The following is a 13,697-nucleotide window of genomic DNA, read 5'->3' as shown; positions in this document are numbered from 1 at the left end:
TAGCTGCCCAGCTGTCGCAGCCGCGGCCCGGGCCGACCGACTGATGTGACGTCATCGTACTGACGTTTTATGAGAGTTGAAGCAGTCCACGCAGAAGGTCCCGGCTCTCGTCCGGACCCGGGCTGTCCTGCTGGAGTTCCTTCAGCGCCGTCTCGTACTGGGTGACGTCCTCGGGCTTGTCGAGGTACAGCGCGCTGGTGAGCTGCTCCAGGTAGACGACGTCCGACAGGTCGGACTCGGGGAAGCTGAGGATCGTGAACGCGCCACTCTCGCCGGAGTGCCCGCCGAAGCCGAACGGCATGATCTGCAGCCGTACGTTGGGCCGTTCGGACATGTCGATGAGGTGCTGCAGCTGCCCGCGCATCACCTCGCGGTCGCCATACGGGCGGCGCAGGGCGGCCTCGTCGAGCACGATGTGGAACTGCGGGGCGTTCTCCGCGACGAGGTGCTTCTGCCGCTCAAGGCGCAGCGCCACCCGGCGCTCGACGTCCGCCTGGTCGGCGCCCTTCATTCCGCGCCGGACGACCGCGTGGGCGTACTCCTCGGTCTGCAGGAGGCCGTGCACGAACTGCACCTCGTAGACCCGGATCAGCGAGGCGGCGCCCTCCAGGCCGACGTAGGTCGGGAACCAGCTGGGCAGCACGTCGGAGTAACTGTGCCACCAGCCCGCCACGTTGGCCTCCCTGGCGAGGCCGAGCAGGGAGGTCCGCTCCTGCTCGTCCGTGATGCCGTACAGCGTCAACAGGTCTTCGACGTCTCTCGTCTTGAAGCTCACCCGGCCCAGCTCCATCCGGCTGATCTTCGACTCCGAGGCGCGGATCGAGTAGCCCGCGGCCTCCCGCGTGATCCCCCGCGTCTCACGCAGCCGCCTGAGTTGTGATCCGAGCAGCATGCGCCGCACCACCGATCCCGGCTCTCCCGCGCTCACGTTCGCCAGCCTCCCCAACCGTCTTCAGGGGTTGAAGTCTGCCACTAAAACACTCCGAGCAGTACTCGTCCGGTTACGGAAACGGAATCGAGCCAAAGGAAACGCTCACGATCACACACGGAGTGCATCGAAACCGGTCACCGATGAAAGTGAACCGGAGACGAAGATGACGGAAAAATTGCCCAACAAGCGGTACGGGCAGGCTCATTCCGGTCACGTGCACGTGCATCTGCCCTTGCATCTGCGGTGCGCTTCCGAAACCATGGTCCCGCACCACCGCGCCGCATCGCTACGACCGCGAATTCCGGGAGTGCCTCGCATGGGGACGAATGGATCGACCATGCTCGAGCCGTTACGGCAGGGCCTTCCGCCGCTCGACCCCGCCTCCGTGTCGAACGCCGCCTCCTGCGCCCTGCCGGCCCGTTACGAAGCGGTGCGCGAGGCCCGGAGGTTCACCCGCAGAACCCTGGAGGGCTGGGACACCGGCGACCGCTTCGACGACGTCTGCCTGGTCGTCTCCGAGCTGGTCACCAACGCGCTGCGGCACGCGCTGCCCGCCGACGCCCCGCGGGACCAGGACCTGAACGGCCCTGTCCGGCTGCACCTGATGCGCTGGACCGAGCGGTTGGTGTGCGCGGTGCGCGACCCCAGCCACGACAGCCCGGTGGCCCGTGAGACGGACGACTGCTCGGCGGAGTCGGGCCGCGGTCTGTTCCTCGTCGAGTCCTTCAGCGACAGCTGGGGCTGGCACCCGCTCGCCGGGGCCCTCGACGGCAAGGTGGTCTGGGCGCTGTTCCGGCTCAAGCCGTAGAGAGCAGCAGCCGTAGAGAGCAGCAGCCGTAGAGAGCAGCAGCCGTAGAGAGCAGCAGCCGCAGAGGACATCAGCCGGAGAAGGCAGCAGGCGCAGAGGGCAGCAGCCGGAGAAGGCGCCGGCGGCAGAAAGGTGCCGGCCGGCCGTGGGGCGGGGTGGCCGCGCGCGGCGTCAGCTCGCGATCAGGTGGTCGAACTCTCCGTCCTTGACGCCCAGCAGCATGGCCTCGATCTCGGCGCGCGTGTAGACGAGGGCGGGACCGTCCGGGAAGCGGGAGTTGCGCACCGCCACCGCGCCGTCGGGCAGCCTCGCGAACTCCACGCAGGACCCCTGCGAGTTGCTGTGCCGGCTCTTCTGCCAGGCCACGTCGTGCAACTGCGTGGCGGCCATGCCGTTGTACGCCCCGGACGCGTCGTCAGCGGCGTACACGTCGTACACGTCGTGATCCACAGGTCGCTCCCCGGTGATGCACCGGCCGATGAGGCCGTCGGTGCAATAGATGCAGTAGATGCAGTAGATGCAGTGGTCAACCGATCCGGATCATAACCCTGTTCACGTGCAGATGCATGAGCATATGCACGTGCACGTGCGGTGTTCCTGCGGTTACAGCGTTGACGACCGCTTTACCGAGCCCTGTTCTGTTTGACGCCGGGCTCAGGAAACTCGTTCCCGCATGTGCCCCCGAATTTGAAGAATATGCAACAACTTGCGACAGCGCGGAGCGGCACCGGGACAGCACTGAGGGGCCCGCTCGCAGGTCGCAGGAGCGGGCCCCTCGGTGTGCGTACGGCGGTCAGCGGGTGGAGTACGGCAGCAGCGCCATCTCGCGGGCGTTCTTGATCGCCCTGGCCAGCTGCCGCTGCTGCTGGGCCGTCACGCGGGTGACGCGGCGGCTGCGGATCTTGCCGCGGTCGGAGATGAACTTCCGCAGCAGGTCGGTGTCCTTGTAGTCGATGTACGTCACTCCGTCCCGGTCCAGCGGATTGGGGCGCTGCCGGGCGGGCTTGCGCACGTTCTTGCGGGGCAGGGACATGGATCAGACCTCCAGGAGGGTGTCGAAGGCGGGCGGCAGCAGTTCCCAGGCGGCCTGTCCCGCGGCGTACTCGGCGTCGGTCAGCAGGCAGGACTCCAGGAGCCGCTCCAGACCGTCGCGGTCCAGGCCCGGCGACGTGAAGACCAGGTGCTGGCAGCGGTCGCCGTGCTCGGGGTCCCAGTCCAGCGCCGCGGCGGCACGGCGCACGGGCGGCACCAGCTCCCAGGCCGCGTCGGGCAGCGAGGCCAGCCACGGCCCGGCGCCCTCCACGCACAGGGCTCCCCCGGCGGCGTCCCAGTGCAGCAGCGTGTCCCCCTTGCCGGCGAGCCAGAACCGGCCCCGGCTGCGGGCGGCGGCGCAGGTCAGGTCCTCCAGTGCCGCGTACAGCCGCTCCGGGTGGAAGGGGCGGCGGCGGTGCCAGACCAGGGTGGCGACGCCGTGCGCGTCGGCCTCGGCGGGCAGCAGGGCGCAGGCCGGGTGCTGGGCGGCGGCCGCGGCCTCCACGTCGAAGCCGGCGAGCGCGGCCCGCGCCAGTTCGGAGACCGGAGCGGCGGACGCGGGGTCCGCGAGGGGAGCGCCCGCCGGGTTCCCGTGGCCGATCGGGACCCGGCGGGCCGTCGGGTGCAGCTGGGCGAGCAGCTCGCGGTCCTCGTCGTCGGCCTCCGGGGAACCGGGGAGGTTCTCGGCGAGGGCGAGGACGGGCGCGTACTCCAGCTGGCGCGCGAAGGTGTCGGCGACGGTGCGCTGGTCGGTGGCCGCGGCGGCGAGGCCGCCCTCGGCGAGGTCGTCGCCGTTGCCGAGGTAGGGCAGCACGAGGGCCGGGTCGACGGCGGTGATCACACCGGTGACGGTGAAGCCGCCGGCCGTCACCACCTCCGCCATGGCCTTGGGTTCGACGGAGTCCCACAGTTCGACGACCGCCAGCGGGGTGCCCCCGGCGTCGGCGAGCCGGACCAGCTCCGGGACGAGGTCCTCGCGCAGGGCGCAGCACGCGCAGTCGTTGACCAGGGGTGCCTCACCGGCGGAGAGGATGCCGGTGGCGTCCCGCACGGTCCGTACGACCGTGCCCGCGGCGGCCGTCGCCAGGTCGTGGTGGAGGACGACGCTGCCGGGTACGTCGGCCAGCAGCCGCGCCACGGCCGCCCGGCGGGCCTCGGCGTGCAGCCCGCCGACGATCACCACCGGCAGCTCGGGGCGGCCCGGCCCGGACTGCCGGTGGTCCGGCCCGGACTGCTGGGGGCCGTCCGCCGCGCTCATGCCCCGCCGCCCTTCCCGGTCCCGTACCGGCGCTCGAAGCGCTCCACGCGTCCGGCGGTGTCCAGGACGCGGGCGGTGCCGGTGTAGAAGGGGTGGCTGACGTTCGAGATCTCGACGTCGACGACCGGGTAGGTGCGGCCGTCCTCCCACTCGATCGTGCGCTCGCTGGTCATGGTCGAGCGGGTCAGGAACGCGTAGTTCGCGGCGCGGTCGCGGAAGACGACCGGGCGGTACTCGGGGTGGATGCCCTTGCGCATGACGGTCAGCGCTCCTCTCGGAAGTCGACGTGCCGGCCGATCACCGGGTCGTACTTGCGCAGGACCAGCCGGTCCGGGTCGTTGCGCCGGTTCTTGCGGGTGACGTAGGTGAAGCCGGTCCCGGCGGTGGACCGGAGTTTGATGACCGGACGGAGTTCGTTGCGTGCCATGCTGCTATCTTACTGAAAATGAATTCCATTAACACCCGCGCCCCCGAGCGTTCGGCCTGAAGGAGAGGTACATCACCCATGTCCGCCCACTGCATGCTGACCGGCGCCCAGCCCGGCTTCGGCAACCGCATCTCCCACTCCCACCGGCGCACTTCGCGCCGCTTCGACCCCAACATCCAGACCAAGCGCTACTGGCTGCCCGGCGAGGGGCGGCACGTGCGGCTGCGGCTGAGCGCCAAGGGGATCAAGACCGTCGACACCATCGGCGTGGAGGCGGCCGTGGCCCGCATCCGTGCCCGGGGGGTGAAGATCTGATGGCGAAGAAGAGCAAGATCGCGAAGAACGAACAGCGGCAGCGGACCGTCGCCCGGTACGCGGCGCGCCGGGCCGAGCTGAAGGAGATCGTCCGCCGCCCGTCCTCGACGGAGGCCGAACGGCTCGCCGCCCAGCGGGAACTGCGCAGGCAGCCGCGCGACGCGAGCGCCACGCGGGTGCGCAACCGCGACCAGATCGACGGACGCCCGCGCGGATACTTCGGCGTCTTCGGCCTGTCCCGGGTGAACCTGCGCGAGCAGGCGCACGCCGGGCATCTGCCGGGGGTCCGCAAATCGTCCTGGTAGTTTGCGGCTGTTCGGGGCCGAACGGCCGTCCGGCTACTGCTTGGAGCTTCCGGTGACGTGGGTGACTGCGGAGAGTACGGCGAGCACGGTGGGCATGGCGAGCACGGTGAGCACGGTGAACGTGACGGGTGGGGGTCCTGCGGGTCCGGGCACCGCACCCGGCCGGGGCACGGGCCGACGGGCCACGGGCCGACGGGACCCGCGCGGACGGCGTTCCGTGCGGGCGGTGGCCGTCGCACTCGGCCTGGCGGGCGCCCTGGCGCTGACCGCGTGCACCGACGACGGAGGCTCCGGCGACGGCGGCTCGGGCGGCGGCGGCTCGGGCGGCGGTGACACGTCGTCGGCGGCGCCCGGCGCGTCCGAGGGCGGCACCGACCCGGGGGGCGACACCGGCGGGTCGCCGTCCGCCGGGGACGGGCTGGAGGGCAGCTGGCTGGCGACCACCGACGGCCAGGCCGTCGCCCTGATCGTCACCGGCGACACGGCGGGCCTGTTCGCCACCGGCGGCACCGTGTGCAGCGGAACCGCCGGTGGGGGCTCGGGCACCGGGAACTCCGGTGCCGGGACGACGATCCGCCTCAAGTGCACGGACGGCAGCGACGACCGGGCGACGGGTGAGGTCGCGTCGGTCGACGGCACCTCGCTCACGGTGACCTGGGAGGGCGGCCTCGGCGAGGAGACGTTCACGAGGTCCGAGGGCGGCTCTCTGCCGCCGGGGCTGCCGACGGAGGGCCTCGGGTCCTGACGGCCGGAACCGCGACCGGGACGGGCAACCGCCACCGGGACGGGGAACTGCGAGCGGGACGGGCAACTGCGAGCAGGCCGTGGAACCGCGGCCGGGACAGGGAACCGCCACCGGGACGGGCAACGGCGGCCGGGACGGGCAACCCCCCAACGGCATGGGAGACCGCCACCGGTACGGGAGACCACGAGCGGGGCGTGGAACCGCCCCGGCCGCGCTATGCCAGTGGCCGGCGGCGGCCGACCCGGGCGTGGTCGGCGGCGCGGGTGCCCTCCGTCCAGCCGGCCGCGTCGCTCACACCGCGCAGCCGGGTCGTGGTCGTCTCCGGGAACATGCGCTCCAGCCGCTCGGTGACCGCGACCTCACGCGAGGCGAGGACCGGCAGCAGGTCCACGTCCGGCGCGGAACCGCTGTCGGCGGTGGCCGCCTCCGCCGCCGCCCGCAACCGGGTCCCCGCGCGGTGCGCGTACGCGGCGAGGAACGACTGGCGGAAGGTCCTGGTGCGCCCGCGCCCACCGGCCCGCTGGGCCGCCTCGGCCTTCGTCATCGCCGCCTCGGCCTGCACGAGCAGGGAGGTGTAGAGGAGTTCGACCGCCTCCAGGTCGGCCTCGAAACCGACGACCGTGGAGAAGCCGAGCGGCTCGTTCCACACCGCGCGGCAGTGGTTGGCGTCCGCGACCGCGTCCAGCAGTACCGCCTTGGCCTGCTCGTAGGGCGGGTCGACCCCGATCCGGCAGGCGCCCGGGGCGTCGGGCAAGGGCGCGTGCGCCGACAGCAGCGCCTCGTCGACACTGTGCCGGGCCATCAGCTCCTGCGCCTTGGCGCTCAGCGCCTCCGCCTCCTCGGGGTACCCGGTCGCCTCCGCCTTGGCGAGCAGCGCGCGGATGCGGGCGAGGGCCCGGGACTCCGGCCTCCCCTCCCGGCCCCGGCCGGCCGCCTCCCCTGCCCCTTCCGCTGCTCCTTCCGCCGACAGGGGCTCCAGGGCGGGCAGGCGCAGCAGCAGGCGGTACAGCTCCAGTACGGCGGTGGCGTGCGAGAAGCGGTCGGTGCGGGGCGGCGGCGCCTCGTCGGGCAGGGCGTCGAGCTGGGCCGCCCAGCGGGGGCCGCGCGGCCGGTCGTGCGGCGCCCGGGCGCGGATCAGCGCGGCCGCCAACCGGACGTGCACGGCGTCCAGTTCGCGGCGCACGATCCGTACGAGGTCGGCGGGCTGCCAGTCGCGCCGCCAGGCCGCGGCCACGAACTCCTCACCGCGCCGGGCCAGCTCCGCGTCGGCCGCCGGATCGGCCGCGAGCAGCGAGGCCGCGGTGTCGAGGGCGTCGTCGGCGGTGGTGTAGAGGGCGGCCTCGAAGGCGCGGTCGACGGTGCGGGACGTACTCACGCCAGCGATGGTGCCACGAACGGGAACGAGGTACGGGACTGTCAACCATCGGTTGACAGTCCGGAAGGCGCAACCTACGGTTGACACATGACGACGAACCCGAGCACCACGTCATCCGTATCCGTACGACTCGACGAACTCATCTCCGCGATCAAGAAGGCGCACGGGGAGCCGCTCGAACAGCTCCAGGACGCCGTCATCGCCGGAGAGCACCTCGGTGAGGTGGCCGACCACCTCATCGGCCACTTCGTGGACCAGGCCCGGCGTTCGGGCGCGTCCTGGACGGACATCGGCAAGAGCATGGGCGTCACCCGGCAGGCAGCGCAGAAGCGCTTCGTGCCCAAGGAGTCGGCCGACCTGGACACGAGCCAGGGCTCCAGCCGCTACACGCCCCGCGCGCGCAACGCCGTCATGGCCGCCCAGAACGCCGCCAAGACCGCGGGGAACACCGAGGGCCTGCCCGAGCACCTGGTCCTCGGCCTGATCACCGAGACGGAGAGCCTCTCCGCCAAAGCGATCGCCGCGCAGGGCGTCACCATGGACGCGATCCGCGAGGCGGCGATCGCGGCCCTTCCGCCGGCCGCCGCGGAGGTACCGGAGCCGGTGCCCTACGCGCCGGCCGCCAAGAAGGTCCTCGACCTCACCTTCCGCGAGGCCCTGCGCCTCGGCCACAACTACATCGGCACCGAGCACCTGCTGCTCGCCCTGCTGGAGCACGAGCACGGCGAGGGCGTACTGAGCGGACTCGGCCTCGGCAAGGAGGCCGCCGAGCGCTACATCACCGAGGCGCTGGCGCAGTTCGTCCAGGTCACCCGGGCGAACCAGGCCGCCCAGGAGAAGGGGAGCGACTGAAGGGGAGCGACTGAGGGAGGGGTTCTCCGGGCGGAGGGACGGCCCTGGGCCGCCCGGGGTCGGGTGGGCCGAGCCCGGAGGGCGGGGGGGGTGTTGCGTCAGTCAGCCCCCGCCCCCTCCCGAGGCACGGCCGCCGGAACCCGGGTATCAGCATCGATGTCAGACCCTGGTGCGAGACTCGCGTCATGGCCGACCGGTGGGTGCTCGCCGTGGCCGAGGACTCAGGCGTGGACGTCGCCCCCCTCGGCCCCGACGGGCTGCCCGCCGGACCCGTCCGGCGCGAGGCCGACCCTGCCGAGGCCGTGCGGAGCAGACCGGACGTCGCGCGCTGGGTCTGGCGGTCCACCGCCGAGATCGCGCCGCGCCTGCTCGCCGCGGGGGTGCGAGTGGAGCGGTGCTACGACGTGGAGACCGCCGAGACCCTCCTGCTCGGCCACGAGGGGCGGTACGGGGAGCCGCGCTCGGCCGCGGCCGCCCTGGCCCGGCTGCGCGGCGGCCCCGTGCCGCCCGACCCGCCGCAGCGCTCCGCCGAACCGGGCGCCCAGTCCTCGCTGTTCGAGCCCCGCGCCGTCCACCTCCCGCTGCCCGACCTGCTCGCCGTCTACGCCGAGCAGCAGCGCCGCCACAGCCTCTGCGCGCACCCGGACCGGATGCGGCTGCTGACGGCGGCCGAGTCGGCGGGGACGCTGGTGGCCGCGGAGATGAACCGCGCGGGGCTGCCCTGGCGGGCCGACGTGCACCGCGAGGTCCTGCACGACCTGCTCGGCGAGCGGTACGCGGGCGGGGGCGAGCCGCGCCGCCTGGCCGAGCTGGCCGACGAGGTGTCCGCCGCCTTCGGCCGCCGGGTCCGGCCCGACCTGCCCGCCGACGTGGTCAGGGCCTTCGGGCAGGCCGGGGTGAAGGTGGCCTCCACCCGGCGCTGGGAGCTGGAGTCCGTCGACCACCCGGCCGTCGAACCGCTGCTCGAGTACAAGAAGCTGTACCGGATCTGGGTCGCCCACGGCTGGTCCTGGCTCCAGGACTGGGTGCGCGACGGACGGTTCCGCCCCGAGTTCCTGGCGGGCGGCACCGTCACCGGGCGCTGGGTCACCAACGGCGGGGGCGGGCTGCAGATCCCCAAGGTGATCCGGCGGGCCGTCGTCGCCGACCCGGGCTGGCGGCTGGTCGTCGCCGACGCCGACCAGATGGAGCCGCGCGTGCTGGCCGCGATCTCCCGCGACCCGGGGCTGATGGAGGTGGCCGGCCGGGAGACCGACCTCTACCAGTCGGTGTCCGACCGGGCCTTCTCGGGGGACCGCGCCCAGGCCAAACTCGCCGTGCTCGGCGCGGTGTACGGGCAGACCTCCGGTGACGGCCTCAAGAACCTCGCCGCGCTCCGGCGCCGCTTCCCGGCGGCGGTGGCGTACGTCGACGACGCGGCCCGCGCGGGTGAGGAGGGGCGGCTCGTACGGACCTGGCTCGGGCGGACCTGCCCGCCCGCGTCCGGCGCGACCGACGACGGAGAGGAGGCCGGGCTGCCGCAGGACGGCCTCCCTTCCGGTGCGTTCGGTGCGTCCGGTACGTCCGGCGCCTCCGGTGCTTCGGGGGAGTCCGGTGCTGCGGGCTCCGCCGGCTTCGCGGGCTCTCCCGGGGAGTCCCAGGAGTGGACACCGGGGTACGCATCCACCAACTCCCGCGCGCGGGGGCGTTTCGCCCGCAACTTCGTCGTCCAGGGCAGTGCCGCCGACTGGGCGCTGCTGCTGCTCGCGGCGCTGCGGCGGAGCTGCGCGGACCTGGCGGCCGAGCTGGTCTTCTTCCAGCACGACGAGGTGATCGTGCACTGTCCCGAGGAGGAGGCGGCCACCGTCGTCACCGCGATCCGGGAGGCGGCCGAGCTGGCGGGGCGGCTGACGTTCGGCCCGACACCGGTGCGGTTCCCGTTCACCACGGCGGTGGTGGAGTGCTACGGGGACGCGAAGTGACCGGCGGGCGGCGAGTTCCGACGTTCGTCGACCGCCCCTCGCTGGTCACCGCTCGCCGAGCAGCCCTGCGTCGTGGGCGAGGACGGCGGCCTGAACCCGGTTGGCGCAGCCGGTGCGGGTGAGGATGCGGCTGATGTGCGCCTTGACCGTCCCGGCGCTCAGGTACAGCTCGTCGGCGATCTCCACGTTGGACAGACCGGTGCCGAGCAGCCGCAGGACGTCGCGTTCGGCCGGGGTCAGCTCGTCGACCCGGCGCTGGGCGGCCTCGGTCTCCCGGCCGGACCGTACGTGCTGGTCCAGCAGCTGCCGGGTGATCCGGGGGGCCAGCACCGGCTCGCCCTTCGCGGCGAGCTGGACGGCGCGGATCAGGTCGGCGGGCCCGGTGTCCTTGAGGAGGAAGCCGCTCGCCCCGGCCCGCAGGGCACGCGTCACGTGCGCGTCCTGCCCGAAGGCCGTCAGCATCACGACACAGGTGCGCGGCGAGAGCCGGGAGATGTCCTCGGCGGCGGCGATACCGTCCCTGACCGGCATCTGGACGTCGACCAGGGCGACATCGACCTCCTGCGCACGGCAGGCGGCGGCGGCCTCCCTGCCGTCACCCGCCTCGGCGACCACCTCGATGTCCTCGGCGTTCTCCAGGATGAGGCGGATCCCCGCACGCATCAGCGCCTCGTCGTCGGCGATCAGGACTCGGATCATCACCTCATCTTAGAACCGCGAATATCAGCAGTCCGACGAGGAATCCCACCGTGGGCAGCACCACGAGGACTGCCGCACAGCCCGAACCGAGGACGCGCGGCCAGGTGAGTATCTCGTCCGGCAGCGGGGCACGGGCCCCCGCTCGCCCGGCCCGGACGGACGGACTCCCGGCGGCCGGGACCGGGGAAGGCGGAACCGAAGAGGCCGGGACAGGGGCCGAGGAGGCCGGGACCGGAGAAGGAACGACCGGGGAGGCCGGCATCCGGGCGGCGGCGCCCGGCACGGTGCTCTCCTGAGGCCGGTGCCCCCGCCCCTCCTGAGGCCGGTGCCCCTGCCCCTCGTGGAGCCGGTGTACCTGCGCGGGCAGTTGGGCGGCCATCCGGAAGCCGCCGTTGACCAGGGCGCCCGCCTCGAACGTGCCGCCGAGCAGGGTGATCCGCTCCTGGCAGCCGGCCAGCCCGCTCCGGCTCCCGCCCTTCGAGGGGCCGGCCGAGGGCGGCGGAGCGTTGGTGACGGACACCTCGATCGCGCCGCCCGTGCTCCTGACCTGGACCCAGGTGGGCGCCCCGGAGGCGTGTTTGAGCACGTTGGTCAGCCCTTCGCGGACCACCCGGTGAATGGCCTGGCGGGCCCGCGGCCCGACCTCCTCCGAGTCGGGCACGGACCAGTCCAGCTCGACGGGGCTGCCCGCCCGCCGCGACTCCGTCACCAGAGCCGCGATGTCCTCCCGCGTCCCCCGCTCGTCCCCGGGCCGGTCGTCCACCGGGGCGTTCAGGTCGGAGTGGCGCAGGACGCCGAGGATCTCGCGCAGTTCCTCCATGGCCGTACCGGCGGTCGTGCGCAGCAGCTCGCTCTGCCCGGTGAGTTCGGGCGCCTTGCGCGCGGCCGCCATCTCCAGTGCCCCGGCGTGCACGGAGATCAGGCTCAGCCGGTGGCCCAACAGGTCGTGCATCTCGCCCGCGATCCGGTTCCGTTCCTCCCGCCGGGCCGCCTCCACGGTGAGCGTGCGCGCCTGTTCCAGGTAGGCGTTGCGCTCACGCAACAGGCTGACCAGCGGCCTCCGCTGCCCCAGCAGCGTGCCGGCCAGCGCGGGGAGCACCAGGAGCAGCACCAGGGTGGCCACGATGCCGGTCAGCTGGAGCGCGACGCTGTCCTCCGGGTACGGGACGACGAAAACGCCCAGCACTCCGATCACCACGCAGGCCGCACCGACGACCTGCCAGGCACGCCGCGTCGGTGCGATGCGCCGGGTCGCGGACATGATGATCAGCGGCGTCGCCGCCAGCGTCCACGCGTTGGCCCCCAGCATCAGCAGGGAGCAACCCAGCACCGCGAGGAACGGCCGGCCACGGCGGGCGGGAACGAGCAGCGCCGCACACAGCGCTTCCAGTACCGCCAGTGCCGGATGCACCGGTTCGACCACCACCAGCACCAGCGGCACCAGCCCGAAGGCGGCCGTGAGGGCCATGAGGATCGCCTCGACGACGACGGTGCGGCGGTCGGCACCGCGCGCATCGGCCCACACGGCGGCCGCCTCGCGCCGCACCCACCGCGGCGCACCGGCCAGCGCCCGCCGCACCCGCACGGACGGCCGCGGCGCGCGCGTGCCGTCGGAGACCTGACTCATACCCATCCCTGGAACGCTATCCGCCCGACCGACTCAGCTGTCACGGGACAACGCTAGGCACCGGCACCCACGGCCCGCGTCGGCCGACCGGCCACACCCCCGGTCCGATCGGCACAGCGACGCGGAACGCCGGGTCAGGCTCCGTGGGGCCCCGGTGCGGCGCTCCCCTCGTACGCGTCGAGGGCGGAGACCAGGTCGGTCAGCCCGGGGTCGGCGTCGTAGCGGCGCTGGTGCAGTTCGGCGATCCTCTCCCCCGCCCCGGGGTCGAGGTCGTCCGTGATGTCGAACGAGACGAACCTGTCGACCAGTGGCAGCCCGATCTCGTCGGTGTGCCGGTGGGCCGGGTGGACGAGGTACTCCCAGTACCCGTCGAGATCGTCGATCTGGAAGGTCGCACCCCACTCGTAGGCACCGCCGTGGTCGCGGCCGACGAGGTAGGACCGCACGGAGGGGATGACGTCGCCCTGGTTGCGCAGACTGTCGAGGGCCGCTTCGAGCTCGTGCGGCGCGGTGCCCGGCTTGAAGCTGAAGCGGATGCAGTGATGGATCATCGGAGTACTCCTACATAGGATCGTTATGAGTGGTTGACCACTCACTCTTTGGGCCGAAAAGAAGCCCCGCCGGGCGGGGCCGTCCTCTCAGTGGTGACGGATCCTGTCGGACAGCGTCCGCGCCCACGGGGCGTCGACCTCGTGCGCGCCCGTGGCGACGACGAGGTGGCAGAGCATGCCCACCGCGAAGAAGCGCTGGACGTCGGCCTCCGGCGCACCGGAGACGCCCCGCACGTACTCGACCAGGCGCGCGTAACCGGTGCGCACCGCCTCCCGGATCACCGGCTCCGCCGCGGCCGCGCACTGCGCGTGCAGCTGGAGCAGCAGCAGGTCGCGGTCGGAGATGAGCCGGGCGTAGGCATCACCCATCGCGTCCAGGACGTCCTGCGGCGAGCTCCCCGCGGCTGCGGCGACCCCGTCCCCGAGACTCTCCCGGATCCGGACGAAGCAGTGCTCCACCACTGCCACGAACAGCGCTTCCTTACCGGGGAAGAGCCGGTAGACGTACGCCTGCGAGATGCCGGCCCGGTTCGCCACGTCCGTGGTCGTGGTGCCGAAGTAGCCCCGGTCGGCGAAGGCGCCGACCGCCGTTTCGAGGACCGTCCTCCGACGTTCGTCGGCGGTCGAGAGCTGTCGTTGCGACGCGGGATTCGCCATGTGAGTAATAAACCACTCACACTCTTGGGCGTCAAGCCTGTACCGGTCGGCGAGGCGTCCCGGTCCGGGTGGCCGGTCCGGGTGGCCGGTCCGGGGAGTCGGTCCGGGGAGTCGGTCCGGGGGTGTCCGCCCATGGGTACGGCTGTTGAAGGCT

The 13,697-nt window shown here is 72.8% G+C and carries 18 protein-coding genes; 6 read left to right on the top strand and 12 right to left on the bottom strand.

Annotated features, from left to right (window positions below):
• Positions 1-67: 67 nt before the first annotated feature.
• Complete coding sequence (locus HZS56_RS14765) at positions 68-904, bottom strand: Sco1979 family transcriptional regulator (RefSeq protein ID WP_507227379.1); 837 nt, start codon at positions 902-904, stop codon at positions 68-70.
• 364 nt (positions 905-1,268) lie between these two features.
• On the opposite strand from HZS56_RS14765, the gene HZS56_RS14760 reads away from it, so the two are divergent.
• Positions 1,269-1,739: an ATP-binding protein gene (locus tag HZS56_RS14760; protein WP_253914261.1), complete on the top strand. Its 471-nt coding sequence runs from the start codon at positions 1,269-1,271 to the stop codon at positions 1,737-1,739.
• Between the two features lie 171 nt (positions 1,740-1,910).
• Here HZS56_RS14760 and HZS56_RS14755 read toward each other — a convergent pair whose 3' ends face one another.
• From HZS56_RS14755 to rpmG, 5 genes are all read right to left on the bottom strand, one after another.
• The gene (locus HZS56_RS14755) at positions 1,911-2,189 is read right to left on the bottom strand and encodes a DUF397 domain-containing protein (RefSeq protein ID WP_216721177.1); all 279 of its coding nucleotides are present in this window, start codon (positions 2,187-2,189) and stop codon (positions 1,911-1,913) included.
• Positions 2,190-2,532: 343 nt separating this feature from the next.
• The gene (gene rpsR, locus HZS56_RS14750; RefSeq protein WP_216721176.1) at positions 2,533-2,772 is read right to left on the bottom strand and encodes a 30S ribosomal protein S18; all 240 of its coding nucleotides are present in this window, start codon (positions 2,770-2,772) and stop codon (positions 2,533-2,535) included.
• A 3-nt stretch (positions 2,773-2,775) separates the two neighbouring features.
• The gene (locus HZS56_RS14745) at positions 2,776-4,029 is read right to left on the bottom strand and encodes a CobW family GTP-binding protein (protein WP_253914260.1); all 1,254 of its coding nucleotides are present in this window, start codon (positions 4,027-4,029) and stop codon (positions 2,776-2,778) included.
• Positions 4,026-4,286, bottom strand: a complete 261-nt coding sequence (locus HZS56_RS14740) for a type B 50S ribosomal protein L31 (RefSeq protein ID WP_216721175.1) — start codon at positions 4,284-4,286, stop codon at positions 4,026-4,028. Before HZS56_RS14740 ends, HZS56_RS14745 begins: the two co-directional genes overlap by 4 nt.
• 5 nt (positions 4,287-4,291) lie before the next feature.
• Positions 4,292-4,456, bottom strand: a complete 165-nt coding sequence (gene rpmG / locus HZS56_RS14735) for a 50S ribosomal protein L33 (RefSeq protein WP_031047380.1) — start codon at positions 4,454-4,456, stop codon at positions 4,292-4,294.
• A gap of 78 nt (positions 4,457-4,534) precedes the next feature.
• Here rpmG and rpmB point away from each other — a divergent pair, with 78 nt between their 5' ends.
• Positions 4,535-4,771, top strand: a complete 237-nt coding sequence (rpmB, locus tag HZS56_RS14730; protein WP_216721174.1) for a 50S ribosomal protein L28 — start codon at positions 4,535-4,537, stop codon at positions 4,769-4,771.
• On the top strand, positions 4,771-5,076 hold the full coding sequence (rpsN, locus tag HZS56_RS14725) for a 30S ribosomal protein S14 (protein ID WP_216721173.1): 306 nt from the start codon (positions 4,771-4,773) through the stop codon (positions 5,074-5,076). The genes rpmB and rpsN overlap by 1 nt, the downstream gene beginning before the upstream one ends.
• Before the next feature lie 33 nt (positions 5,077-5,109).
• On the opposite strand, the gene HZS56_RS14720 is transcribed toward rpsN, so the two are convergent.
• Entirely contained in the window at positions 5,110-5,262 is a 153-nt protein-coding gene (locus HZS56_RS14720) for a hypothetical protein (protein ID WP_216721172.1), read from the bottom strand.
• A 31-nt stretch (positions 5,263-5,293) separates the two neighbouring features.
• Between HZS56_RS14720 and HZS56_RS14715 the strand changes: the two genes are divergently transcribed.
• Positions 5,294-5,821: a hypothetical protein gene (locus HZS56_RS14715; protein WP_216721171.1), complete on the top strand. Its 528-nt coding sequence runs from the start codon at positions 5,294-5,296 to the stop codon at positions 5,819-5,821.
• 214 nt (positions 5,822-6,035) lie between these two features.
• Here the strand turns inward: HZS56_RS14715 and HZS56_RS14710 are convergent, their stop codons facing one another.
• Positions 6,036-7,196, bottom strand: coding sequence for a DUF2786 domain-containing protein (locus HZS56_RS14710; RefSeq protein WP_216721170.1), 1,161 nt, complete (start codon positions 7,194-7,196; stop codon positions 6,036-6,038).
• Positions 7,197-7,283: 87 nt separating this feature from the next.
• Between HZS56_RS14710 and HZS56_RS14705 the strand changes: the two genes are divergently transcribed.
• Both HZS56_RS14705 and HZS56_RS14700 read left to right on the top strand, forming a co-directional pair.
• On the top strand, positions 7,284-8,048 hold the full coding sequence (locus HZS56_RS14705) for a Clp protease N-terminal domain-containing protein (protein ID WP_216721169.1): 765 nt from the start codon (positions 7,284-7,286) through the stop codon (positions 8,046-8,048).
• Between the two features lie 185 nt (positions 8,049-8,233).
• A complete protein-coding gene (locus HZS56_RS14700; RefSeq protein WP_216721168.1) occupies positions 8,234-10,009 on the top strand; it encodes a bifunctional 3'-5' exonuclease/DNA polymerase in 1,776 nt (591 codons plus the stop codon).
• Positions 10,010-10,054: 45 nt separating this feature from the next.
• Here HZS56_RS14700 and HZS56_RS14695 read toward each other — a convergent pair whose 3' ends face one another.
• From HZS56_RS14695 to HZS56_RS14680, 4 genes are all read right to left on the bottom strand, one after another.
• A complete protein-coding gene (locus tag HZS56_RS14695) occupies positions 10,055-10,708 on the bottom strand; it encodes a response regulator (RefSeq protein ID WP_216721167.1) in 654 nt (217 codons plus the stop codon).
• 4 nt (positions 10,709-10,712) lie between these two features.
• Positions 10,713-12,341: a sensor histidine kinase gene (locus HZS56_RS14690; RefSeq protein WP_216721166.1), complete on the bottom strand. Its 1,629-nt coding sequence runs from the start codon at positions 12,339-12,341 to the stop codon at positions 10,713-10,715.
• Between the two features lie 128 nt (positions 12,342-12,469).
• Positions 12,470-12,886, bottom strand: a complete 417-nt coding sequence (locus tag HZS56_RS14685) for a Dabb family protein (RefSeq protein WP_216721165.1) — start codon at positions 12,884-12,886, stop codon at positions 12,470-12,472.
• A gap of 87 nt (positions 12,887-12,973) precedes the next feature.
• A complete protein-coding gene (locus HZS56_RS14680; RefSeq protein ID WP_216721164.1) occupies positions 12,974-13,543 on the bottom strand; it encodes a TetR/AcrR family transcriptional regulator in 570 nt (189 codons plus the stop codon).
• Positions 13,544-13,697 lie beyond the last annotated feature (154 nt).

The organism is Streptomyces mayonensis, assembly GCF_018982965.1.
GTDB classification, from domain to species: domain Bacteria; phylum Actinomycetota; class Actinomycetes; order Streptomycetales; family Streptomycetaceae; genus Streptomyces; species Streptomyces mayonensis.
This window is presented reverse-complemented; position numbering and strand designations above follow the sequence as displayed.